Annotated in this window: 16 protein-coding genes; 5 read left to right on the top strand and 11 right to left on the bottom strand. The window is 41.1% G+C overall.

Annotation, left to right across the window (positions count from 1 at the left end):
- Positions 1-12: 12 nt before the first annotated feature.
- From DW173_RS03580 to DW173_RS03620, 8 genes are all read right to left on the bottom strand, one after another.
- On the bottom strand, positions 13-2,274 hold the full coding sequence (locus DW173_RS03580) for a fasciclin domain-containing protein (protein ID WP_049701958.1): 2,262 nt from the start codon (positions 2,272-2,274) through the stop codon (positions 13-15).
- 99 nt (positions 2,275-2,373) lie between these two features.
- Positions 2,374-4,059, bottom strand: a complete 1,686-nt coding sequence (locus DW173_RS03585) for a polysaccharide lyase family 1 protein (RefSeq protein ID WP_008645557.1) — start codon at positions 4,057-4,059, stop codon at positions 2,374-2,376.
- Between the two features lie 181 nt (positions 4,060-4,240).
- Positions 4,241-5,353, bottom strand: a complete 1,113-nt coding sequence (locus DW173_RS03590) for a hypothetical protein (protein WP_008645558.1) — start codon at positions 5,351-5,353, stop codon at positions 4,241-4,243.
- A 69-nt stretch (positions 5,354-5,422) separates the two neighbouring features.
- On the bottom strand, positions 5,423-7,852 hold the full coding sequence (locus DW173_RS03595) for a glycoside hydrolase family 88 protein (protein ID WP_369904565.1): 2,430 nt from the start codon (positions 7,850-7,852) through the stop codon (positions 5,423-5,425).
- A gap of 309 nt (positions 7,853-8,161) precedes the next feature.
- Positions 8,162-9,472, bottom strand: coding sequence for a glycoside hydrolase family 28 protein (locus tag DW173_RS03600; RefSeq protein WP_049701955.1), 1,311 nt, complete (start codon positions 9,470-9,472; stop codon positions 8,162-8,164).
- A 295-nt stretch (positions 9,473-9,767) separates the two neighbouring features.
- A complete protein-coding gene (locus DW173_RS03610) occupies positions 9,768-10,202 on the bottom strand; it encodes a hypothetical protein (protein ID WP_049701953.1) in 435 nt (144 codons plus the stop codon).
- A gap of 46 nt (positions 10,203-10,248) precedes the next feature.
- Positions 10,249-11,793 (bottom strand): right-handed parallel beta-helix repeat-containing protein, encoded by a 1,545-nt coding sequence (locus tag DW173_RS03615; RefSeq protein WP_120143745.1) that lies wholly within the window; start codon positions 11,791-11,793, stop codon positions 10,249-10,251.
- Positions 11,794-12,307: 514 nt separating this feature from the next.
- On the bottom strand, positions 12,308-13,771 hold the full coding sequence (locus DW173_RS03620) for a glycoside hydrolase family 28 protein (protein ID WP_120143747.1): 1,464 nt from the start codon (positions 13,769-13,771) through the stop codon (positions 12,308-12,310).
- A 220-nt stretch (positions 13,772-13,991) separates the two neighbouring features.
- Between DW173_RS03620 and DW173_RS03625 the strand changes: the two genes are divergently transcribed.
- The 5 genes from DW173_RS03625 to DW173_RS03645 all read left to right on the top strand — a co-directional run bounded on the left by DW173_RS03625 (position 13,992) and on the right by DW173_RS03645 (position 19,915).
- On the top strand, positions 13,992-15,893 hold the full coding sequence (locus DW173_RS03625) for a rhamnogalacturonan lyase (protein WP_120079403.1): 1,902 nt from the start codon (positions 13,992-13,994) through the stop codon (positions 15,891-15,893).
- Positions 15,894-15,907: 14 nt separating this feature from the next.
- Positions 15,908-18,871: a glycoside hydrolase family 2 protein gene (locus DW173_RS03630; protein WP_004308503.1), complete on the top strand. Its 2,964-nt coding sequence runs from the start codon at positions 15,908-15,910 to the stop codon at positions 18,869-18,871.
- Positions 18,872-18,942: 71 nt separating this feature from the next.
- Complete coding sequence (locus tag DW173_RS03635; protein WP_004308502.1) at positions 18,943-19,191, top strand: DUF3791 domain-containing protein; 249 nt, start codon at positions 18,943-18,945, stop codon at positions 19,189-19,191.
- On the top strand, positions 19,188-19,712 hold the full coding sequence (locus tag DW173_RS03640; protein WP_004308501.1) for a DUF3990 domain-containing protein: 525 nt from the start codon (positions 19,188-19,190) through the stop codon (positions 19,710-19,712). The genes DW173_RS03635 and DW173_RS03640 overlap by 4 nt, the downstream gene beginning before the upstream one ends.
- A complete protein-coding gene (locus tag DW173_RS03645) occupies positions 19,709-19,915 on the top strand; it encodes a DUF3791 domain-containing protein (RefSeq protein ID WP_004308500.1) in 207 nt (68 codons plus the stop codon). The genes DW173_RS03640 and DW173_RS03645 overlap by 4 nt, the downstream gene beginning before the upstream one ends.
- A gap of 70 nt (positions 19,916-19,985) precedes the next feature.
- On the opposite strand, the gene DW173_RS03650 is transcribed toward DW173_RS03645, so the two are convergent.
- The 3 genes from DW173_RS03650 to DW173_RS03665 form a co-directional block, all read right to left on the bottom strand.
- Positions 19,986-24,278: a two-component regulator propeller domain-containing protein gene (locus tag DW173_RS03650; RefSeq protein ID WP_120143777.1), complete on the bottom strand. Its 4,293-nt coding sequence runs from the start codon at positions 24,276-24,278 to the stop codon at positions 19,986-19,988.
- Positions 24,279-24,503: 225 nt separating this feature from the next.
- The gene (rhaM, locus tag DW173_RS03660; protein WP_117810863.1) at positions 24,504-24,818 is read right to left on the bottom strand and encodes an L-rhamnose mutarotase; all 315 of its coding nucleotides are present in this window, start codon (positions 24,816-24,818) and stop codon (positions 24,504-24,506) included.
- Between the two features lie 18 nt (positions 24,819-24,836).
- Positions 24,837-26,246 carry a glycoside hydrolase family 105 protein gene (locus DW173_RS03665; RefSeq protein ID WP_117810866.1) on the bottom strand — a complete coding sequence of 470 codons (1,410 nt, stop codon included), beginning with the start codon at positions 26,244-26,246 and terminating at the stop codon, positions 24,837-24,839.
- Position 26,247: the final 1 nt, after the last annotated feature.

Below are 26,247 nucleotides of genomic sequence, written 5' to 3' on the forward strand. Positions count from 1 at the left end.
TTTTTCTGTTAATCAAAAGACATCATCAATCAGATGGAAACAACCTCCTTCGTATGCAAATGGGAAGTAATCGTAATCTGATACCACTTGACATTTGTTTCCACCTTCCAATTGGATACTTAGTGAAGTTCCATTATCTGTATAAATTAGCTGCGGTGCAGTAGCTCCTTCCGTCTGTACCACACGTTCACTCCAATAACGCCCATTTTTAAAATCGGATCCTATATACGGATAAGATGGAATAACGTTTTGAGCAGCAGTAATAAAATAGGAATTCAAATAATTTGCCAATTCTTTTGCATCAAATGTACCACTTAACTTACCTTCAGCATCAAATGAAGCATCAATCGCTCCTGGAATTTTATTTGATGCCAATGCCCGCTTTATAGCATCGTTAGTCGGGATAAATGCAACGAACCGTCCTTTACCAAATAAATTCATCATAATCTGATTGGATATAAGATTTGCCTCACGCAATAACTGAGCAAAACAGTAATAGGGATAATTGTGATCCGCACAGATAGCAATGTTATAAGCCAAATCCCCGCTCTCTGCTGCAAACAATTGTTCAGCATCAAAGCTATATGTACTTCCGTTACTTCCATTTTTAAGTTTAGTAAATGGTGTAAAAACTGTACCATTGAACTGAGGATTCAACTGTTGATTGAAAGTTGAGCTACAAGTGATGTTTCCATCTTTAACGAACCAGTAGTTCCAGGTAGACTCCGTAGGAATCACACGCGTTCCTCTTTCTGGTAATTCACTTGATTGTTCACTCGAGATACTAGCTGAATGCAAATACACGATATTTTGCTTGGCAGTATTGCTGATTTCCGCCCATCCATCATCTCCTTCTGCTTCCAACCCCTGTGTACTGTAAACCGTCCGAATGCCAGAGGCTTCAAATTGTTCGGCTGTAGGAACCAAGACAATATATTTACTCAAGTCAGACACATAAGAAGAGAACAGTGAACTCCCTAACAATGCGTAGAGAAAAGAACGTGCACTTTTATATTGAAACAAAGGTCCGATAACGGAAGCAAATGTGCTAGGTTCCTTAATTTCATCCATACCATAGAGAGCACCATTAACACACATCGTTTTTTCATTCAATGCAGCAGGATTAATATTAAGAGATGAGCCCGCCAAATTCTTCAATTCATCGTCTCCTAACTCTTCAGGGAATAACATACTACCTCCATAAATAAATTGATAGAGGAAATAATTCAACGCTAGCGCATCTACTTCCTGCATAGAAGAATAACCACCGATTTTCCAAAAGCTATCAAAGAAACTATTAATAGCAGTGTTTGACGGTGCAAAAATACTATAAGAAAGAGCTGTCAACGCCGTAAAATTCAAATAGCTGCTTGTAGGCCATTCACAAGCAATATTTGGCAATCCCCCATGCTGATACTGATAGAGCGTATCCACTCCGTATGCTTTAGCATATGACTTACTCAATTCATCATCTGCAACGTAAACGCCAAACGAATCATACAAATCAAGGAAAGTCGAGTATTTTTCTTTATTTTTCAGTTCCGTATAAATCGTTTCTAGCGGTTCAACGACTCGATCAACAGCATGAATATAGCCGTTATTAGCAATAATTCCATATTCTTTTACAGATGCATTAGATACATTGAAACCATCATCTCCCGTCCAAGTAGAATTGGGGTAGAAAGCCTCGTAATTATTTTTAGCATCTATACCTTTCGTCTGGAAATAACGGTAGGAAAATATAGGCAAATAACGTTCTAAGTGATACACCATGACAGAAGCCCCTGTAGGGGTTGTCTCAACAGTAGGAGCATCGCTACTTCTTGTGCGGTGTTTGTAATACAATCCTGCTTTTATGTTCTGCTCCTCTTCCGTTTCCGTACTTCCTGTTGGACGGAAATTGACTAGTTTCTCCTTATTATAAGAATAATAGAGCACGTGGTACCCAATCAATTTACTCACTTCGTTAACAGGCATATCACTGATGCTGGTAAATCCTCTCTTATTCAAATAAGTTTGAAAAGCATCGTCGTCTGGAGCAATAATAGTTAAAATTGCTTTACCCTCCAGCATTTGCTTGTAGCCAGCAATCTCTAGCCCCTGCAAGAAAATAGAATAGTTTCCGTGTTCACCGGAACTTAACACTTCCCATGCATTGTCTGCTACCCAATCAGGTACTTCATAGTGCTCATCCATGCTATCTTTACATGCAGTTAAGAGTAATGGAAGACATAGCAGCCAAAGCATTCTCCGTAAAAATACTTTGTTGTTCATTTTTTTTATTAATTTAAAATTAGGAGTTCTCTCTATCATTATTCAAAATTCAGATTAATTGATAATGTATAATCTTCATTATTTATTGTATTTCACTATTTATTCACCGTATGCTTCATTCCAAGCCTTTTCATACTCATCTGGGAATTCGAGTGAAAGAGCATAGTTTTCAATCATCGTATATCCGTTCTCTGCAATACGAACGGCATCTCCTGCATTATTTTTATTTAGCCCCCATTTGTCCTCAAAATCATCGGGTATGCCGTCGCCATCCGTATCTTTTCTAGCAGTGCCAACATTAATATTTTGCCAAGTCTTGGCAAGAGGGTATTGTGTCTCTATGTTTTGATTTCTAAAAATTGTTCCTTTAGTACCTAATGAAGTCAGTTCATCAATCATGAATTTATCTACCAAATCACGATTGGGTAAAACCGGTCCAACATTTTTAACAATCCAATGATAAGCTTCTGTAGCACTAGTTTTTATGCTGATTTCCGAATGTTGGCTATCTGGTTTACTCAGAAAGACAGGAGTGGCACTACAATAGGTTTGCCAATTACCCTGAGTGATTTCGAATCCATTTAATGTGCCGTCTTTATCGTTATCATAATAATTACCTACACAATAAGTATCAAAATCACCATCACCATTACCACCTATAAAAGGTTTAGTTGGATTTACTTGTTGATAAGTATCTACCAAATAATTTTTATTGTCACTACTTATTCCATTATAATGATATTTCGTTTCATCATCGAACATACTCTTATCTGTAGTTTCTATAGGATATGACGTATTCACCCATGTATAAGCTGGTCCTTTGATAAAATAATTATTTTCAATAACTGTGTTAGAGTGCCCTGAAGATTCCCCCCCCATATTATAAGCCGCTCCATTTCCCCAATTATAGATAACATTGTTAACAAATTGATTCAATCCTTTCACTTTAAAATTACGAGTTTTATTATCAATAAATAGATTTCGGAAAACAGTAACTCCTTCTTCATCACTAGTTTGAACTAAACCTCCACAAGAATGATTCTGGCATCCTTGTCCTAAAATTGAATTCTGCAATGTTATGTTATAGAGACCTTTCGGTTGCTTGTCATTATTGAGTGAAAAACATTCATCTGTTCCCCATGTGAAAGAACAATGATCATAAATTTGATCATGCCCATAGGCAGCTCCTCCTGCGTCTATGTTGTCACTGCCACTAACCTGGCGACCAGTACGCATACGCATATAACGTACAATCAGATTATTTGCATTGGTGGAAGAAGTCCTACCATTATAAAGTTCGATGCCATCACCGGGAGCTGTCTGAAACAAGACTGTTTGATTGTCCTTAAACACAAGTACTTCTTTATTCAAATCAATCACACCTGACACGTTAAACACTATAATTCTGTTTGCTTGACTAACAGCATCTCTTAACGATCCAGCACCACTATTATTCAAATTAGTTACTACATAAATTTCCCGGTTGTTACTACCACGTGCACCATCAGCGTTTCTACCATACCCTACTGCACCCGGAAATGCCGGTGCATAATTGGCTAAGACAGGAAATGCCGGACCAGAACTTGTATTACCACCACTTTCTTCCTCCTCTAGATATGAACTGTAAGGATTGATAGCAGGATCTGCATCCTCCTCATCTACAGGTTCTTTATCCACGCAAGCCGCTAACGACGAGAGTGAAAACAAAAAGAAATATAAAATGCTTGTTAAGCATCTCACGGCAATTGGACATGCCTTTTTTTGAAAAGTTGCTGTGTTTCTCATTTTATATAAAAAAATAATTAATAAATACTCATTTGATTAATAAATTAAATTCAAACCTAAAAAATTGTATATCCGTTGTCAAGTATACTTAATTATTTTGCTATTTACGTAATCAGTAGTTGAATATCTATTTTAATATTGATCCTCATCTTTATACGTAAAAATCAAGACTTTTTAGTTATTAAGGTACAATGCCCCATTGTGATGCATAAGCATCCTGAATTTCTTTGGTATTGAAACATACAATCTCAATATTAGGATAATAATCAATAGTAGCATCTATCCTAACTGAAGATTCGTCTAATTCATCCATAGGATACCATTCTGAATATTCTCCGTCATCCCATTCTACTCTATAATAAGCTGAATACCACGAAACTTCTGTTTCACCAATCATAGTATCAATATTTGACTGTAATTTAGCCCATATACCTGTTATTAAATATAATTTATAGCCAATATCATCACCATTTGGTAATCTTACCATTTTATGCCAACTTACATTATTAACAGCCATTCCATTCCTATCTATAGAAAAGTCTTGTTCACAATACCCTTTATAACAATATTCTTTTTGAGTAGAATTATATACAATTCCAAGAACAAAGTCAATATCAGTTGGCCTAGCTGGTTCAAAAATGGATCTCCATTGATAATAAGTATTAACACTAACATTTCCGTTTACATAAGGACCTGAAGAACCATCGTCGTATGTTTCATCATAAAATCCTAATGTAATATCTAATGTGTAATCATTGTTTTCAGTATAAGGAAAATCTACATCAAATTCAACAGTAAAGGCTGAATTTGTGAAAGAAGAATCCGCTCTTTTAAGAATAATTCTATCGTAGAGCACCGTACTTGCTTCACCGTTCTTTAAGGTTACCAAAGCATTGCATAGTTCAATCGGATATGTATATGATTTACCATCATCAATTTCTATATTCAATTTAATTCGATGTTTTCCGAAAGGTATCAAGAAATTACCTTTTACATTCTTTCCACTTTGTGGATAAAGGCATCTAGTAAGATCTTCCTGATTATCAATATATACAAAACACTCATCTACATGATCACCCGTATTATACTGATAATCAAAATAAGGTTTTGTGAATAAATTCAGATTAACCATACATGTATTATCACTTGTCCCATCATTTAACAGTCCTTGCTGCACATCTCCTTGCATCAATGCAGTCTCTTCATATTCCATAAGGCCATTACCATCACATGAGATAGCAAGCAAAGGAATAATTAAAAATAACATCGATTTGATAATTTGTTCTTTTTTCATGGTATTACATTTTATTTGTTCATTAATTGAAACTGTAGTCGAAAATTTCCTATCATTTCTATTTCTATATTATTTGTTCAGTTCAATACATCCCATAATGAAAGGTCCTGTTGCTTTAGCATCATTATCTCTCATTTTCTCTCCTATATAATACTCAAAACTACCGTCACGATAAGGCTTACCGCCTAATCCACCCACTTGGCAACATCTTGTCAATGTCAATGTTCCGTCCGAATTTGAGATTAGCAGTTTATTGCACAGCCCCTTAAAGGCTTTTTCTGCAATAGCACGATACTGACTATCAATGTATCCTTTATTCACAGCTTTCATATAGGCATACATACATTGTGCCGTAACAGAAGCTTCCGGGAAATTACCGGTACGTGAAGGTTGGTCAATTACCTGATACCATAAACCATTTTTATCTTGGTATTTTGAAAGAGTTTCTGCTAATTCTTTCGTCCATTTAATCATATCAGCATAGCCTGAATGATCTTGGGGAATATATTCCAAAGCATCTACCAAAGCCATAAACCACCAACCAATACTACGTCCCCAGAAATTAGGAGAATGGCCAGTTTCCGGATCAGCCCAGCGCTGGCTCCGGTCCTCATTCCATGCATGATAATAAAGTCCCGTCTTGGTATCGTATGTATGCTGATGGCAGAGAGTGAACTGTTTAACAGCCTCATCAATCCATTCCGGACGATTAAATTCAGCTCCATATCGAGCCATAAAAGGAGAAGCCATATACAATCCATCCAACCACATCTGATTAGGGTATATTTTCTTATGCCAGAAACCTCCATCTGTTGTACGAGGTTGCTTTTTTAGCTGATCTATCAAATTCTCGATAGCCAATTTATATTTCTCCTTTTTGGTTTCATTGTACAAATCAAACAGAACTTTTCCGGAATTGATATAATCCAAATTATAGGTTTCTTTCTTATATAAATGAATCTCTCCTTTGTCGTCTACCAAAGAATCAGCCCATGCCTCTACATAATCAAAGTACCTACGGTCTCCTGTTTTCTTCCAAACTTGTAACATCGCACAACAACCTACTCCTTGCGCATAACCAAAATACAGGCGTTTTCCATGATCCAGTTGCCACGCTTCCGGAAAACGACGAATTTCCGAATCGGCAAACAGACGATAATAAGTGTCGGAAGAAAAAGTATCCGTACGGAAAGGAACTGCCGGAAGTCCGGCTTTATTAAACAGATTCACTCTAAAGAAAGTCCCATAACCGTAGCGTACAGCTACAGGTGCAGAGACATAAGTTGAAGAAAGTGTTATCAAACTTCCATCAATTACAGCTTCAGCCGGATAAAACCGCGCATCATTGCCGGCAATAAAAAATCCTTTTACCGGTTCATTGCCGGGTGTCTGCAGGCCACCTTCCGCAAATTCAAAATCTAATGTAATTTCTCCCCCATTCACTTTCATTGATTTGTAGAGAGGTCCTGAATAAACAATCTTTTTACCATATTGCTTTGCTAATGCCCAAGCTGCCAGCCGTTCGCCCGGTGCAACTTTATTTCGTGGATGTATGTCGGTAGAATCGGCTGCATCCGTCACTACTGCCATACCAATATTTTCAAGTCCACTTAACCATGTTTTTAATTGTGCTTCACGAATACCTGCCGGTTGTTTGTAATGTGGTGCAATCTGTACAAAATAGAAAGGCATATCCGGCTGATTCCACTCTTTCCGCCAACTATTTATCAGTTTAGTAAATACTTCCTGATATTTCTCATAGCGTACAGAGTTGGATTCTCCCTGATACCAGATATTTCCTCTCACTGTATACCCTAGTATAGGAGCAATCATACCATTCCACAAAGTAGCCGGAACCTTACACTTATCTTTTTCCCTACTCACCTTTTCTTTTGAATACTGTTTTAAGACATCAGCATACAGCGGATTGTTTTCCATCACTTTCATACTTGTCCATGATTCAGCATGTGTTCCTCCCCAAGTAGACTGAATCAATCCAACCGGTGTACTCAAATCTTTATACAATTTACGTCCAAAGACAAATCCTACAGCAGAAAAGTCCTTCAGATTCTCCGGATTACAAACCACCCACTTTCCAACGCAATCTTCTTTTTCATCATCAGGTGCCAGTTGATGCTCTACATGAAACAGGCGGATTTCCGGGAAATCAGCATCTTTCATTTCTTCCGCTTCATTCAACATTCCTGTTTTCCATTTCACTTGCGGATTACGGGCTACGGGAAATTCCATATTTGACTGTCCCGTACAAAGCCAGACTTCACCTATTAATATATTATTGATCCGGATCTTATTATCACCTTTCAACATTACAGATTGTCCGGAAGTAGCAGCCGGTGTTTGTATCATCAATTCCCAATGACCGTTTTCTAAAGCAGTCACCTTGTATTTCTTATGATCCCATGAAGTCTTTACCAAAATCTTTTCTCCGGGACGTGCCTTTCCCCAGAAACGTACTTTCGCATTTTGCTGAAGTACCATATTATCTGATAATATAGAGGGAAGTTGTATATCTGCATGAATACCTATTGGAAAGAAACAGACCAATAACCACAGACAAAAAATAATTCTACAGAATTTCATTGTATTTTATAGTTTTAGATTCAATATTTTACTGAATAAGCACATGTCAAAGATACCGCATTACATGGTAGAGTTAAAGAAAAGGAATATGGAGAATTCGACTTTCTTATGTAAATTCATATGTGTACAGCCCATCACACGCCTATTTTGTACGATTTTACAGGCTATGTACGATTTTCCAGTCTTTCTACCATCTACCATTCTTTTTTAATTCACTTTATTTATCTCAACCTTTCTCATAACCAATGCATCAATAATATTTTCATCTATCTTCACATCTTTTTTAGCCGTAATAGTCAAATTGTCAAAACAGAAATTGGATAATTTATATTGTTTTGATTTCTCTACAGCAAAAAAGGAATCACAATCCAGATGAATATTACGCATTGTAATATAGCTGGAATACGAGACTGGCATATCCTTGCGATCTTTCAAATCATAAAACTGTGTCCAAGGAGCAATAAAGATACAATTGCGGACATTTCCTTTTATGTCTTCAACGAGGATGTACTTATATTGTTGGGGAGTATCCGGACGCATTTTCAACCACAACAGGCGTTTAGCCTGATCCAGATTGCAGCGTCGAAGAATTATATTATGATTATATATCGATTCGCTACCGCAAGTCAGCACTCCGTGACAGAATCCAAAAGTACAGTCTTCAATGATAATATCACAATTGCCACCATTATCGGGATTTTGATCAGCCCATGGTCCTTTACCGCCTTTTAATGCAATTGCGTCATCATTAACCGACATATAGCATCCCTTGACAAGTACATTTTTACATGCATCAATATCAATTGCATCCGTACTTGGAGCCTTTACGGGAGAAGAAGGTGAAAAGATATGCAAATCCAAAAGTTTTACGCTATCACATTTATAAATGTGAGTTGTCCAAAACGGAGAATTAACAAGTCGCACATCTGAAACTTGTACATTATTGCTATGAGATATATGAAGTAGACGAGGACGCAATTCATCCATATTAGTACATTTAGGGATAACACTACGCCGTAACCAGAATGACTTCCAATATCGTTCACCATTTCCATCAACTTTTCCTTTTCCGGAAAGGGTGAAACCATCTACCTTATCAACATTAATCAAAGCTGAAAAGTACTTTAGGTTCTGTCCCTCCATCCGTGTTTCTATTACAGGAAAGTTGCTAATATCGTCACTACCTTTCAATACAGCCTTCTTTTCCAGATGCAAGTGTGTTCCCGGCTTAAAGAAAAGCGCACCACTAAGATAAGTACCTTCAGGTATAACAACGACTCCGCCTCCATTATTAGACGCCAAATCTATAACAGCCTGAATTTTCTCTGTCTGTAATAGTGTACTATCATTCACTACTCCATAGTCGGTAATCAAGAAATTCTTTCCTAATCCATTTATATCAGTTTTTTCATTTTTGTAAAACCAATCCGGTATAATCTTACCATCGGGAAATTTTTCCTGACTAAACAGTTGCAGACTACAACATGTTGCTACTATTAAAAATGCTGACTTTATCATTTTCTATATCTCGTTACTTTTTTTGCAAAAGTACCGCATGTTTCCATTTGCCCCAAAGCAAAGGATATGGAGATATTGATTTTCTTATGGAGTTCTATGCAACAGATTCAAATACTACTTATCTATATACAATATTCCATATTCAGACTTATTTTTGTACATACATCGAATTAAAATAAAACGCTCTCCACAGTATCAAAAAAAAGCGCATCCTCTTTATAAAAGAAGACACGCTACGAATAGAGTTAAGTTTTTCTTATATCATTTATTCCGGGATGAACAATCCGGTAGACTATTATTTTGTAAACACAATCTCTCCTTTACGTCCGCCACCACGAAGAAAGATTTCATAAGTACTATTTCCTGATTCTTTTATTTCCAGCAGATCCAAATCCGTATTCTTTGTTTGTTCCCCGCGTATAACCGTTTTTAATACCCCGCCTGTTTTCCGCCCAGTTGAAAGTCCTCCTTTCCAAGTGAGTATATATTGTTTTCCTTCTGTTAGATTAGTTATTGCTACTTTTTCTGTAGCCAAAGTCATGCACCAATTATTGGGCTGTTCAAGTTCGACCGCAATATCCCAGGTGAAATGAGGAGTTCCGGTTATACCCGTTTCTTCCGTAATAACATCTTCCTTGCTACATGATGCGATAAGCACACAAAGCAACAGGAAAAGCATTGCTTTCCTAAATACATCCAATGGTCTGTTTATGATCGTTTTTCTATTCATATTCTCTTTATTTTATGAATCGGTTTCATAATTCTACATTTCTGCGTTACCTTATCACTTTCAATTTAGTTACGCCACCATTATCTGTTGTCGCTTTCAAATCAATTTCTCCCTTATAGGCCGATAAATCCACTTGTCTATCAGAGAAAGAGACTGCCTTACCATTAATATAGAAGTACACAAATGCTTCTGCGCCATGACCTACTATCTTTGCCACATTTCCCTCAACAAGTATTGCCGCATCTTCCAGCCAACCATAGCTAGTATCTTCACCGCCCCCGGTAAGGAAACAACCCATTCCGGCATTATATAATTTACTATTCGTCTTCAGCCGCAAAAATTCTACATAAGGAAGACTTCCGTCTGACTTACGAGGCAAGGTAAGCTGGGAAGCATCCAAACTAACAAAATCATCATCCGTCACAGCCATGTCTACCGGAAGAAAAGAGTTGTTTGCTATTTCACATTCCGCTTGATTAACGTCTATGATATGTTTTCCCGAAGACCTCGGTGTATGTGACAAGTTATTCATTATAATATGACCATATCCCGGTACGTCAACCGCTTCCGATGCAGTCTTCCTGTTCAACATACAGAAATTGGACGGGTTCTGATAACCCGTATTATTATACCACGCTATCCCTCCTAAATGATGATTGGCATAAAACCCCTTATTCTTATTCATATAAGCAAGGCAGTACTGAACAATGTGCATAGGAATCACACTTGGTGCTTTAGGATTATCACTCATCCCATATCCCCCGGACTTAAACCCGGTGCCGTCACCAGCTTTACCCCCGTCTTTCGTATATCCATTCAAGAAAGACCAACAGTTATCAATGGTAAAAACCGCCTGGCAGTTAATCAAATCAAAACCATCATCACTGTTATACCACGCACGACACCCCCGGAATACATTGCCCGTATATTGGGGAGAAGTGAGATGTCCACCGAATCCATCTACATTTCCACCTTTACCGCCGTCGGATACAGGATCATAATTATTATAGGCATCGCAATTCAGCACCAGATTGTTCTTACCCGTCACTATATAGAAACCGATCGCCATACCGTCATGCATCGACAGATGTTCGTAGATATTATCACTTCCCCCTTCATTGCGAAAACATTCGGACTGGGTATGTCCCACAATAGTTACTTGTGTTCCCACCACCTCTATATTTCTGAAATGCAAATAAGAGCCGCTTACATAAAACACAATAACACGTTCATTTTCCGGCTTTACCGCCGAAAGGTCAAAAACCGGACGCTCATTTTTATAACCGGAGTAACAAATTCGTTTGTCCGGTCCAGTTCCACTCTTTGACATTTTAAATACCCGGCTCCAAGTAGTACTTCCCGCAGTATAATGTTCCATTATCTCTGCTTCCGTCACTCGATATGTACCTTGCCGGATATATACAGTATCTCCTGCCATCACTTTTGATTGTGCTTTGCCCAATGTGGCAAAAGGCTTATCAATCGTCCCGCTGTTTGAATCGCTTCCATTAGTAGCCACAAAATAATTCGTAGCCGAAAGAGAAAAGAGGAAACATCCTATAAAAAAAAGAAGAAGGCTAATGCGTTTCATGGTATATCAAGTATTATGTAGCAGCAAAGCTACTGTTTTTTATACCATAGGAGCTGTAATATCGTACGCAAAAAATAGAATTTTGTGACAACGACGTCTATATCATTTACTTTTCATAACATATCCAAGATAAAGCATAATTTATCTTGAACCAAAAAAAGAAAAAAGATGACTCTTCTTTCATAATCTTCGTCAACGTTCTTAATAAACTATTGAATAGTTTATTATAAACGGTATCCAAGTTTATTATAAACGATGAATCTCCGAATTAAGGATATAACCGTGATTTTTCGCAACAAAAAAGGCTGCAAATCCCATAAAGATTCGCAGCCTTTGGCTCATACAGAAACTCTCACAGCTTAACTACTGTAAGGACTCCCTGATATATTGTCATCATATTGTACTAGTTTCTTTTTCATTCTTTTTAATCAAACCTTTTATCCATTGATATTCACACCTACAAATATACAACATAAAAAAGGCTTTGTCAAGAGCTTCATGCCTGTAAGGAGAATTATTTGTAATTAATCTCAATCTTACTATCTATATTATCCGTTTGCCGCAATCGGCTTTTATCTTTTACCGTCAAATGAATATCCTGTAACTGGAAATTCTTTCCATAAGTTATCTTTCCGACAGATTCCACCTCCGCATTAATGTTAGACAGATAAAAATTCTCGATGCGATGACTTGCGCTCCATCCCGAAGCGGAAATAAAACGTTTTGCTCCATCTGCTTTTACGTGAGAGAAATACACATTACGAAAATGAGGATACCCCTTTTCCTTCGGCTCTACCGGAGTCAACATAGTAGTCCAGTGTTCAGGAACATCTTTTCCTTCATATTCTTTCGACAAGGCAGAATAACTATATTTCGGATTCCAGTTCAAATCGACAGACAGGATATGAGTCACACTATCAGCCTCAACACGCGTCATATAGATATTCTCGACCGTTCCGCCACGGTTCATGGATGATTTCAGACGCAATGTCGTTCCTGTGCCATACGCTATCAAATCATGAGCCAGTACATTGCGGATAGAACCGGAAGTCTCACTTCCGCAAGTCAGTAAGCCCGCACCTTTACGGGCGATACAGTTACGAACCACCACATTCTCCGTCGGACGATTCACACGCAGTCCATCCGCGTCACGCCCTGCCTTAATACAAATATTATCATCGTTGCAATCCACATCACAGTTTTCTACCAGAATATTGGTGGATGAATCAATATCAATGCCATCCGTACTTGGTCCGTGACCTCCTACATTATTATTAATAGTAAGTCCGCTCACCGAACAATGATCCGAATACAAAATCTGACAAGCCCAGAATCCTGTACGCACCAACGTAAAGTCTTTCAACGTGATATGCTTGCTGTTGGAAACTAGTACTCCCCTCACCCGCTTGCAATCATAATCCACAATCCAGCGCAGATTCTTCTTCTCATATTCCTCCCGCATCGCCCAATATTTATCCCAGAATACTTTTCCGCGGCAATCGATAAAACCTTCCCCCGTAAGAGCAGCATTTTCCGCATCCATTATATTGATAACAGCCGAAGGCCATGTCATTTCGATACCGGCAATGCGGGAAGGAAATTCCGGATAGTCCTGAATATTATCACTCGCAAGCAAAGTAGTACCTTTACTAAGATGCAGGTTCACACCACTCTTGATAAACAAAGCACCTATTTTATAATACCCCGGGGCAACAACTACCGTGCCTCCTCCCTGTTGGTGACAAGCATCAATAGCGGCCTGGATAGCAGGAGTACTAAATACGGAAGTGTCATTCCGCAACCCGAACTTTCCGGCATCCCATTCTGTGTTTTCCGGAGTCCTCCGCGCCCCCACTTGATCGGCCCACGATAAATCCGGCTTTGCAGACACACTTCCCCAATCATAAGCGGGAGTTGTCTTTTTCGGAGTTGTAACACCAATCAAGGCCAATAGTACAATAGATAAAAGATACTTCATAATTACTTCTTTTAGTTCATGTTGCAAAATTATCGCATATCATCAAAGAGGTAATGGACGGATGTACGCAAAAGATAGAATATTATATCATACGGACAATTAATTTGAAAGGGTGCACAATTGTATATAGTCTTTGTACATTTCTCCATTTCATACATTCAAAAAAGGAGTAATTTTGCGAGTGAATAAATATAATAAGGTCCAAACCGATGAAACAAATATGAGAAGAATTGCAATTTATCTATTGTGCATATTCATGTTACTGCCTGTTGCAACAATGACAGCACAACCTGGTTATAACTACTCAAAGTTACAACGGGAGAAACTAAACCGCGGCGTAGTTGCCATTCGCGAAAACCCTTCAGAAGTAATCGTTTCGTGGAGGTATCTTTCTTCCGATCCGATACAGACCGGTTTCAATGTGTACAGAGACGGGAAGAAACTGACAGACACTCCCATCACAGTCAGCACCTTGTTCCGTGATAAGAATAACAGTCAGAAAACGGCTGTTTACGAAATACGTCCTGTTCTAAAAGGCAAGGAAACGCATCACATTGACGGTACATACACACTCCCGGAAAACGCGCCTCTCGGCTATCTGGAAATTCCCCTGCAAAAACCGGCCGACGGAGTAACTCCGGCAGGTGATACCTACACGTACAGTCCCAATGATGCTTCCATCGGTGACGTAGACGGTGACGGCGAATACGAAATTATCCTCAAATGGGACCCCAGCAATTCACACGACAATGCACATGAAGGCTATACAGGCGAAGTATACATCGATTGTTACCGAATGAACGGAGAACAGCTATGGCGTATCAACTTGGGTAAAAACATACGTGCAGGAGCTCATTATACTCAATTCATGGTGTACGATCTGGATGGCGACGGCAAAGCGGAAGTAGTGATGCGGACTGCCGACGGAACAGTGGACGGAAAAGGAAAAGTAATTGGAAATGCCGATGCAGACTATCGCGAAGCCGGTTCCTTTGACCAAAGCAGGAATCAAATGATGAAGCAAGGACGTATCTTGAAAGGTAAGGAATACCTGACTGTTTTTTCAGGAGACACCGGTGAAGCCTTACATACCATCGACTATATCCCTGCCCGCAGCAACGTTGCCGACTGGGGAGACGCAAAAGGTAACCGAAGCGACCGCTTCCTGGCTTGTGTAGCCTATCTTGACGGAGTACACCCAAGTGTTGTCATGTGCCGAGGCTACTACACGCGTACTGTTCTGGCTGCCTTCGACTGGAACGGAAAAGAACTGAAGAACCGTTGGGTATTCGACAGCAACCATCCCGGATGCGAGCTGTACGCCGGACAAGGAAACCACAATCTGCGTGTAGGCGATGTGGATGGTGATGGATGCGACGAAATCATTTACGGTTCCTGTGCTATCGACCACAACGGCAAAGGACTTTATTCTACCCGAATGGGACATGGAGACGCCATCCACCTGACACATTTTGACCCTTCACGAAAAGGTCTGCAAGTATGGGACTGCCACGAAAACAAACGTGACGGAAGTACGTACAGAGATGCCGCCACCGGAGAAGTGTTATTACAGATAAAAAGCAATACCGATGTAGGACGTTGTATGGCCGCCGACATTGACCCGACTCATCCGGGTGTGGAAATGTGGTCAGGAGATTCACAAGGAATTCGAAACGTAAAAGGAGAAATCATAGCCCCTAAAATGAGAAATATGCCGACCAATATGGCTGTCTGGTGGGATGGAGACCTATTACGCGAACTATTGGATAGAAACATGATTATTAAATACGACTGGGAAAACAAAAAGTTTGTTCCGCTTGTCAAATTCACAGGAACTCTTTTCAACAATGGAACGAAATCGAATCCTTGTCTCCAAGGTGACATTATAGGCGATTGGCGGGAAGAAGTACTCGTACGCTCCGAGAACAACGCTGCTCTCCGGCTCTACGTTTCGACTATTCCGACCGAATACAGATTCCACACCTTCCTTGAAGAACCGATATACAGAATCAGTATCGCTACCCAAAATGTAGGCTATAACCAGCCAACACAACCGGGATTCTATTTCGGACCGGACCTTATAAAAATGAAAGGTACTTTCAGAGGATATCAATTCAAGTAAGTTAAGAGACTATCATGAAACACAAATTATTTCTTTTCACATTTCTCCTGGCTATACTGTCCGCCATTAATATACAGGCATCCGAACGCAAAAAATACAATTTCAACAGCGAATGGAAGCTGCGGATAGGAGACTTTCCTAAAGCCAAAGATACAAAATTCGACGACAGTAAATGGAAACAAGTAACTTTGCCCCATGCCTTCAATGAAGATGAAGCATTCAAACTTTCCATTGAACAATTGACAGATACAGTGGTATGGTATCGCAAGAGTTTCCAGATTCCGGAACTGAAAAGTAATCAGAAAGTATTCGTCGAATTTGAAGGAGTACGCCAACGCGGAGACTTCTATCTTAACGGACATTATCTAGGCAGACACGAAAACGGTGTTATGGCGGTAGGGTTCGACCTGACTCCACATATCAAAGAGGGTGAGAACGTGATTGCCGTTCGCACCGACAACGACTGGATGTACAGAGAAGAAGGAACTAACTCTAAGTTCCAGTGGAACGACCGCAATTTCAATGCCAACTATGGCGGTATTCCTAAAAACGTCTTCTTGTACGTTACTGATAATGTATATCAGACTCTTCCCCTATATAGCAACCTGAAAACGACAGGCGTATACGTCTATGCCCAAGACTTCGACATCCAAGGACGCAAAGCTACGATTCATGCCGAATCGGAAGTCAGAAATGACAGTAAAGCTACCCGGCAATTCAGCTATCAGGTGACTATACTTGATGCCGACGGCAAACTAATGAAAACTTTCCAAGGTGATAAAGTGACTTTGAAAGCCGGAGAGACTAAGACGGTAAAAGCATCTGCCATCCTTCATAATCTTCACTTCTGGAGTTGGGGATATGGTTACTTGTATACGGTAAAAACCGCTTTGAAAGATGATAATAATCAGATATTCGACGAAGTCAGTACCCGCACCGGCTTCCGCAAGACCCGCTTCGCGGAAGGAAAGATATGGTTGAACGACCGTGTTATCCAAATGAAAGGGTATGCACAGCGCACCAGCAACGAATGGCCGGCAGTAGGTCTGTCCGTACCTGCCTGGTTGAGCGATTTTTCTAATGACCTGATGGTGAAAGGAAACGCGAATCTGGTTCGCTGGATGCACGCTACTCCGTGGAAACAGGATGTAGAATCCTGCGACCGTGTAGGTCTGATACAGGCAATGCCTGCCGGAGATGCAGAAAAAGACCGTGAAGGACGTCAATGGGAACAACGGGTGGAGTTGATGCGAGACGCGATTATCTACAACCGTAATAATCCGAGTATCCTGTTCTACGAATGTGGCAACAAAGCCATCAGCCGCGAACACATGATAGAAATGAAAGCTGTCCGCGACAAATACGACCCGTTCGGCGGACGTGCCATCGGATCACGTGAAATGTTGGATATCCGCGAAGCGGAATACGGTGGCGAAATGCTGTACATCAACAGAAGCGAACATCATCCGATGTGGGCGACCGAATATTGCCGCGACGAAGGTTTAAGAAAGTACTGGGATGAATATAGCTATCCTTTCCACAAAGAAGGTGACGGACCACTTTATAAAGGACAACCGGCCACTGACTATAACCGCAACCAAGATGAACTTGCCATCACCATGATAGCCCGCTGGTATGATTATTGGCGTGAGCGTCCCGGAACGGGTAACAGAGTCAGCTCCGGCGGTACTAAAATTATCTTCTCCGACACCAATACCCACTACCGGGGTGCGGAAAACTACCGAAGAAGTGGAGTGACGGACGCGATGCGTATCGAAAAAGATGCTTTCTACGCACATCAGGTAATGTGGGACGGATGGGTAGATACGGAAAAAGACCAGACCTACATCATCGGACACTGGAACTATCCGGATAATACGGTAAAACCTGTGCAGGTAGTATCTACCGGAGAAGAGGTGGAGCTTTTCCTGAATGGTAACTCCCTGGGTAAAGGCAAACGCCAATACAATTTTCTCTTTACTTTCGACAACGTAGCCTTCAAACCGGGCAAACTGGAAGCTGTCAGCTACAATAAAGCAGGGAAAGAAATCAGTCGTTATGCTGTAAATACAGCCGGTGAACCTGCCAGTCTGAAACTTACCGCTATCCAAAACCCCGAAGGCTTTCATGCAGACGGTGCGGATATGACATTGATACAGGTGGAAGTGGTAGATAAAGACGGACAACGTTGTCCGTTGGACAACCGCACTATTCAGTTCACACTCAAGGGTCAGGCGGAATGGCGCGGAGGTATTGCTCAAGGTAAAAACAATCATATTCTTGATACAAACCTTCCGGTAGAATGTGGTATCAACCGCGCACTGATCCGCAGCACGACGGCTGCCGGAAAAGTAACTCTGACAGCACAGGCTAAAGGACTTCTAAGTGCCTCTCTCACATTGGAAACGGTGCCTGTAAAAGTGACCGGAGGTTTGAGTACCTATCTTCCGCAGGCCACTTTGAAAGGCAGACTGGATAGAGGAGAAACACCTTCTACCCCTTCTTACAAAGACAGCAAAAAGGGTGTACGAATCGTTTCGGCAAAAGCCGGTTCCAACAATAATGATGCTGAAAAAAGCTACGATGATATCGAACTGACCGAATGGAAGAATGACGGTAAACTAAGCACTGCATGGATTACCTATACATTGGAAAGAGATGCCGAAATAGACGATATATGCATCAAACTGCAAGGATGGCGTTCACGAAGTTACCCGCTGGAAGTATATGCCGGCAACACCTTGATTTGGAGCGGAAACACGGATAAAAGCCTGGGATATATTCATCTCAATGTAGAAAAGCCCGTACGTGCTAATACGATAACCATCCGCTTGAAAGGAAACACCAGTGACAAAGATGCTTTCGGACAGATTATCGAAGTAGAGGCTATAGCGGCCAATACAATGGAATTGGAAAAAAGCAGTAGCAAACACCAGTTGAGAATCATCGAAGTTGAGTTTCTCGAAACAATCAAATAAAAAAGTTCCGGCAATGTTGTTTATTTGCCTGCCATCAAGTATCTTTGTTCATAAACTGAATTTTAACGCTTATGTGTAAACAACCGGATATCCTAGAAAGTGAAAAGATTCACTTTGCAGTCATGGCAATAGAAGCTGGAGCACGCGAAATGGGAATTTCTCCTATGGAAATGCGCCGACGTTTAGAGAAAATGAATCTAATCAAACGTCTTCTACTGGACAATTACGAAGTGATGCACACACAAAGTCTAAAACATGTAGGCGAGGATGTGGTCGAGGCTTTGAAGAACTGGGAGGCACAGGAGGGCGAGAAGGGATGAAAATAACACTTTATCATGGCTCCACCCTTTCTATAGAGCATCCCTTAGCCAAAGTGGGACGTGCCGATTTAGATTTCGGTAGAGGTTTTTATCTAACCTCACTACGCTCACAAGCAGAACAGTGGGCTGCCCGCGTACAACTATTACGGGCAAGTACTACTGCATGGATTAATGTATACGAATTTGATATGGATGCAGCTATAAAAGCTGGATTCAAGCTACTTCGTTTTGATGCTTACGATCAGCATTGGTTGAATTTTATTGTCGCTAGTAGGAATGGAAAACAGCCTTGGAAAGATTATGATATTATAGAAGGAGGCGTAGCAAACGATCGGGTTATTGACACCATAGAAGATTACCTTAACGACATTATCACCATAGAGCAAGCCCTCGGGCAATTGGTATATGCACAACCTAATCATCAGATATGTTTGCTCAATCAGCAACTCATTGATACATATCTACATTTTGATAATAGTTTTCCACTGGATACTATGGACAGAAAAGGAGGTAACAAATGAGAGAACAAGTACTTTGGAGAAAAATCAGTCGCATCGTCCTATTATTATCAGCCCGATTGGAGATAAGCCCGGAAAGAGCATTAAATCTGTTTTATGAAACGAATGTATGTGCCATGTTACATGACTCCCGTTACGGACTGCATCTAATGAGTGATACTTATATTATAAATGATGTATTGCGTGAATTACAAGACAAGCAGTAATTTTAGAATATATTATGATACCAAGCAAACAAAATCTCTTCTTTTCATACCGTTCCTTTTTGAATCCTTATCACTCATTTTTTTCATTTATTCCTTCATTATTCACACCACGCTGATAAACCGATGGTGCCACCCCAAACTGTGCTTTAAAGCATTTGCTGAAATAAAAAGGATCACTGATGCCTACCTTGTAAGAGACTTCCGCAACCGTTAGATTATCTTCTGACAGCAACAACTCCGCCGCTTTCTTCATTCGCACCACACGCAAATATTCATTAGGCGAATATCCTGTTACGCCGCGTAATTTCCGATAAAAAACGGTTCGTCCCAACTTCATAAGCTGCGCAAACTCATCAATAGAAAATTCCGGGCGGGCAAGATTCTGTTCGAGAATGGCAGCCAAGCGGTCTGCAAATTCTTTATCCCGTTCGGTAGTACACATAGCCGGTCGCACAATACCCGGTTCGCTGGAGAACTTCTCACGCAATTTATCACGCTGCTCGATCAAACGGAATACACGTGCCAACAGCAGTTTAACGCTGAATGGTTTGGCGATGTATGCATCCGCACCTGCCTCAATTCCTTCCAGATGCTTTTCCGGTGAGTTCAACGCAGTCAGAAGGATAATGGGAATATGACTCGTATCAAAATCTGTTTTTAGTTTCTTGGTTACTTCAAATCCGGTCATACCCGGCATCAGAACATCACAGATAATCAGGTCGGCATCATACGTACGGGCCTTTTCAAATCCGGACGTGCCGTCGGCAGCCACTTCCACTTCAAAGTATGCGCCGATTTCTTCCCGTAGAAACTCACGGATATCATTATCATCTTCAATAATCAGCACTTTCCGTTTATTCAAAGGAGCAGCCATCTTTTCCGGGTCAGGAAGCTCTTCCGAAAGCTGTAACAAATGATGTGCATGACCGTCCGCCTCTTTCAGCAATACGTTGCCCGGAACAAGGAAGTCTTTCTCCGAATACACCGTCTTATCTGTCGGAATACATACGGTAAATACAGAACCGCCACCTTCATTGTCTTTATACTCAATCGTACCTTTATGCACCTGCACCAGTTCGTGGCTCAAATGCAGACCGACCCCAATACTGTCACCGGAGAAATTACTCTGCATAAACCGCTTGAACAATTCATTCTGTTTCTCTTTAGGAATCCCTACTCCCGTATCCGAAACCTGAATCTGCAATGTTTGTTTCCCTTCGTCCACATTCACCGAAAGAATAATCGTTCCGTTGGAAGGAGTATATTTAAATGCATTTGAAAGCAGGTTATAAGTCACCTTATCCAAATTACCTTTATCAATAAACATCTTATAAGATGGCACTGAAGGCAAGAAACGGAAGTTCATATTCTTCTGTTCCGCCACGTCGCCGAAGCTCAAGAATATTTCATAAAGGAAAGCGATGACATCCGTTTCCTCTAAAGAAAGTGCCAGTTTATTATTCTGCATCTTTCTAAATTCCAATAACTGGTTGATGAGCCTCAACATACGCTGCGTGCTCTTATCCATTGTTTTCAGAGGATATATCAATTCGCGCGGAATATCCGTGACACGCTGGATTTTCTCCAAAGCTCCCTGGATTAAGGTAAGCGGCGTACGGAATTCATGAGAAATATTGGTGAAGAAGACCAGCTTATATTCAGTCAGTTGCTTCTCTACGTTAATACGGTTACGCAAACCATTAAAGTTCCGGACGATGCGGAAGGCAAAATACAAGGCTACCATCAATAACAGAACATAGCACAACATTGCCCAGGTAGTCTTCCAAAACGGTGGGACGATTACAATCTTCAGTGTAGTTTCACTGTCGTTCCATATACCCGATCCATTGCTGGACTTGACATGAAGTATGTAGGTTCCCGGATTCAGGTACTTAAAGGAGGCGAAATTCAGTGGAGAAGGAGCACTCCATCCCTGGTCGTAGTTTTCCAACCAATACATATATTTCGTATGTCCGCTATCCGAATAGTCGAAAGTGGAGAAATCTATCAGGAATGAGTTTTGAAAATATTTCAGCGTAATTTCATCCGAATAAGCAAGAGACTGTTTTAAAGGAGAATCCTCCATCTGCGGATTCATCTGGGTCCCATTGACGTACAAATCAGTGAAAACAACCGGAGAAAACGTTTCACTATCTTGTATCTTTTCAGGGTCGATCACAATTAATCCATAGTTTGTACCAAAAAGTAATTTCCCGTCTTCACGCATACAGGCACTATTCTCACTATACACATTACCTAAAGTATAGGAAGAAAAGAAATAGTTTTCAAAAGAACGGGTGGACGGGGTGAACTTGGAAATTCCATATTCAGTTGCTACCCAAAGGTTTCCTTTTCTATCTCCCAAAACAGACTGGATCACATCGTTGACCAACCCTTCGGAAGTTCCGTAATGCTCATATTTCAATGAATGATAGTCGTCCTGCGGCGTACAAAGGTTCAGTCCCGAACCGGAAGTACCAATCCACATACGTCCCTTCGTATCACGATAGATACATTTGATTTCATTACTGCAGAATTTTCCGTTTGTATAACTGAAGAGATGATAATTATCACCATCCGCAATCAGTGAGTCCGGATGAAAGATACAAATCCCCTCACTGGTTCCTACCCAGACCATTCCGTTTTCATCTTCTTCTATCACACGCACCATCCTCATTCCGAACGTTTTCTGGAAGAAATGCCGGAATTTATATTTCCCGTCAGAAGTAGGTTCAGCCAATTCGAGCCCTCCACCGAATGTACCCACCCACATACGGTCTTTGCGATCGCGATAAATAGCAAAAACGTTATTATCCGACAATGAAGTCGGGTCGGACGGGGTATTATAATACCAGGTATCTCCCACCTTCAATCCATTACCACGGGTTCCAGTCCACATCCGTCCCTGGCGATCTTCAGCGATCGCATAAATATTGGAATGAAAATATTGATTCGTCATTTTCGACTGAAGATTTGCGTCAAAGGTATAAAGTCCGCCTTTACGCGTACCTACCCAAATATCGCCATTAGACATCTTGGTCAACATACGGATGGTATTCGAACGGTCGAACAGTTCACGGGACTCGGGATAGATGCGGGAAGTTCCTTCATTCAACACTGAAATGCGGGATAAACCCGAATATTCCGAAGCTACCCAGATGCCACCGGCACGATCTTCCATGACATATTGCAGGAAATCCGAACTGATATGACTTTGATCGTTGATGTTGGCAACGAAATGTTCCAGTTTATCTTCGGCTGTGTTATAAGCAAAAAGCCCATTCCCATAGGTAGAAATCCAGATGATTCCGCGGGAATCATGTACGATATGATAACGTTCGAAGTCGATGTAACTGATCTTATCTTGAGGGATCAACTGGAAATCTTTACTTTCACCGGTTGCGGCAACCACATAGGTGAGGTGTCCTGTATGATTATATATCCAATAGTCTCCGTGGTTGTCGCGAATCAGTTCGCCCTTTTTAATATTCAGACGGGGGTCAGCGGCTACTTCTCCGGTCGTAAAATCATAAGTATATACTCCGGTCGTAGTCAGAATCATCCATTTATCTTTCAACAAGAAATTTCCGGTAGGCGACGTCTGCCCTGCAACGGTTGAAAGGGCAGCCAGCTTCTGCATCTTCTGCGTAGCCGAATGGTAATAATAAATATCTCCATCTGCCGTAAGGAAATACATGTCATCCTTATAAGCCAGAGAAGAAGTGAAATGAATCAACCGGTCTTCTATCCGATATTGTCCATTGGAGACAGAAACTAATCCGCATTGAGTGCCGATCCAGATACGTCCACTGGCATCTTCATTCACGAATTTCACCCGGTTGTCCGGCAGGTTTCCACGTTCTGTCCTGAATACGGTGGATGTCATTTCACCGTTTTTCTGATGCACCATACGTCGGCAACCATTGCCTTGATGTGATAACCATACGTCTCCGTTGGCTGTAACAAATACAGTAGAGTAATTCTGCCTTAACTCGCCGCAACCCGTGTAATCAACAAAACGGGCACGTTGCAAATCATAGCAGCTATATAGTTCAGGTGTAGTGGAAATCCATAAAAAGCCATCTTTATCTTCTGTGAGATCGTAAATCCGGTTGTCGGCCAAAGACACTTTATCTCCGGCTTCCGGACGAAAGGTCAGGAAAGAGTTGCCATCATAACGACTTAATCCGTTCAAGGTAGCCAGCCACAAAAAGCCTTTGCTATCCTGATAGATGTATCGGATAGAGTTGTTGGGAAGACCGTCACTAGTTCTCATTTGTGTAGAACGAAGCTCTATTGCACTATAGGCATTCAGTACAAAGCTAACAAGGAAAGTGAAGACTAAAAGGTGTCTTTGCGTCATAAAGATTCCAAGATTAATAATAAATGTTGGACAAAAATAATCAAGATAGTTGAGATAATAAAAGAAACACTCCATTAAATAGTAGGAAGTGAATATGCTAAAGGACAATTATTACCATTTTTTAGACGCGGATTACACGGATGACGCGGTTTTTTTATTCTTAAATCTGTGTCATCCGTGTAATCCGCGTCTAAAAAATTACAGACTGATAGAATTACTGAAAACTCAATCCATGTGGAATACTTCCGGCAAAGGAATGGATACCGGTGAGTTATCCGGATTCACTTCCATGATATCCGCCATATAGTCCCACCATTTCTGTACGATTTCCATATTGCCTAAATCCTGCGAACCTGCTCCCCCTTCCGTTTTTTGGAAAGCAAACAGGATATTTGTTTCTTTATCCCAATAAATCGAATAGTCCGACACTCCATTCTGTGAAAGCAGCGCTTTCAATTCGGGCCAGATGGCAGCATGTCTTTTTTCATATTCGGCTTCAAATCCGGGTTTCAAATACATTTTAAATGCTTCTCGTTTCATAGTTTCAATCTATTAAAGTTAATCTTTCTTTTCTTCCGTGTCGACAGCAAAAATAGGTGCTGTCGTCTTTTGTTTCACCTGGTAGTATTGAACGGCACTGTCATTCATCTGCGGATATTGATTTTTCAACAGGCGAATCATTTCCGCACCTGCCCAAAGAACCGGTCCGTAACCATGAGCCGCATATACATTGACCGGACGGTAATAGTAAAAAGCGGGGTCGAAAGCCATTCCCGTACCGACACAGGTGCCTTCCACTTGCCCCTCCGCATTTATCTTGCCGGCTACGGCATGCCATCCCAGATGGGCAACCGGTCCGTAAGCAATGGCGTCAATCCATCCTTTATTGATGGCGTGTGCCAGACAGTATACATATATTGCAGTAGCGGAAGTTTCCAGGTAAGAATCATTCCGGTCGAGCAGTTGGTGCCATAGTCCCTCTCCGCTTTGTAAGGCTGTCACTCCACGTACATGAGCCCGGAAATAATCCATCACTTTCGCACGTTGAGGATAGTCTTCCGGTAGAACGTCGAGCAGTTCGCAAGCCGTCAACATAGCCCAACCGTTGGCGCGCGCCCAACAAAAAGCAGGATGATCGCTACTGCTTTCCACCCATCCGTGACGATACAGTCCTTTTTCGGGGATAAACATGCGGTCGGCAAATTGCAGGAATTGTCTCACCGCTTCTGCCAGATATTTATCTTTTTGCCCCTTGTCATAATAACTCATTTGTGCTACTGCCGGAATACCCATAAACATATCATCCAGCCAAAGAGTGTTATGCTGCGGACGGTTGCGTGCAAAAGTTCCATCTGCCAGACGATACTCTTTATTAATGATGAAATCAAAATAATTACGTATCAGTTCATCCACAGGAAGCGAGGGATCTTTCAAACGGACTTTCACCATCGCCGCGCATACAGCTCCTGCGTCATCCAGTGCGTGCGGAGTGAGGATTTGAAGCAACTGCGGGTCCGTTGTGCCCTTTTCTTTATAAACACGCTTGAAATGCGGTGCTACTTCGGCCAGAAACCGGAAACGATTCTGTACATAATCCATATAGCGTATGTCGCCCGTAGCTTCGGATGCCGCTATCAAGGCAGAGTAGGTCACTCCCCATTCATAACTTGCCAAACGGAAAGCTCCACGCTCCAGTTGTGCCTCCTCTCCCATCGTTGTATAGTCGGTAATCACTTTACCCGTATTCTTGTCTACCACACGGGCGGGAGTCTCCTTATCTATATAAGCAAATACACGGTCTACCTCTTTCTTTACCTGTTCCGGTGCCAAATCACCATACGTGCCCTGATAAGCAGGTTGCAATAAATGCAAAGGGGTGTTTGAGTCATTCACTACAGTTTTCTTTTTCTGTGCGCTGACAGGCAAAGCTATCAGCAACAAAGCAATGGCTATGATACGAATATTCATA

The organism is Bacteroides sp. AM16-13 (assembly GCF_003602705.1).
In the GTDB taxonomy this organism is placed as follows: Bacteria; Bacteroidota; Bacteroidia; order Bacteroidales; family Bacteroidaceae; genus Bacteroides; species Bacteroides xylanisolvens.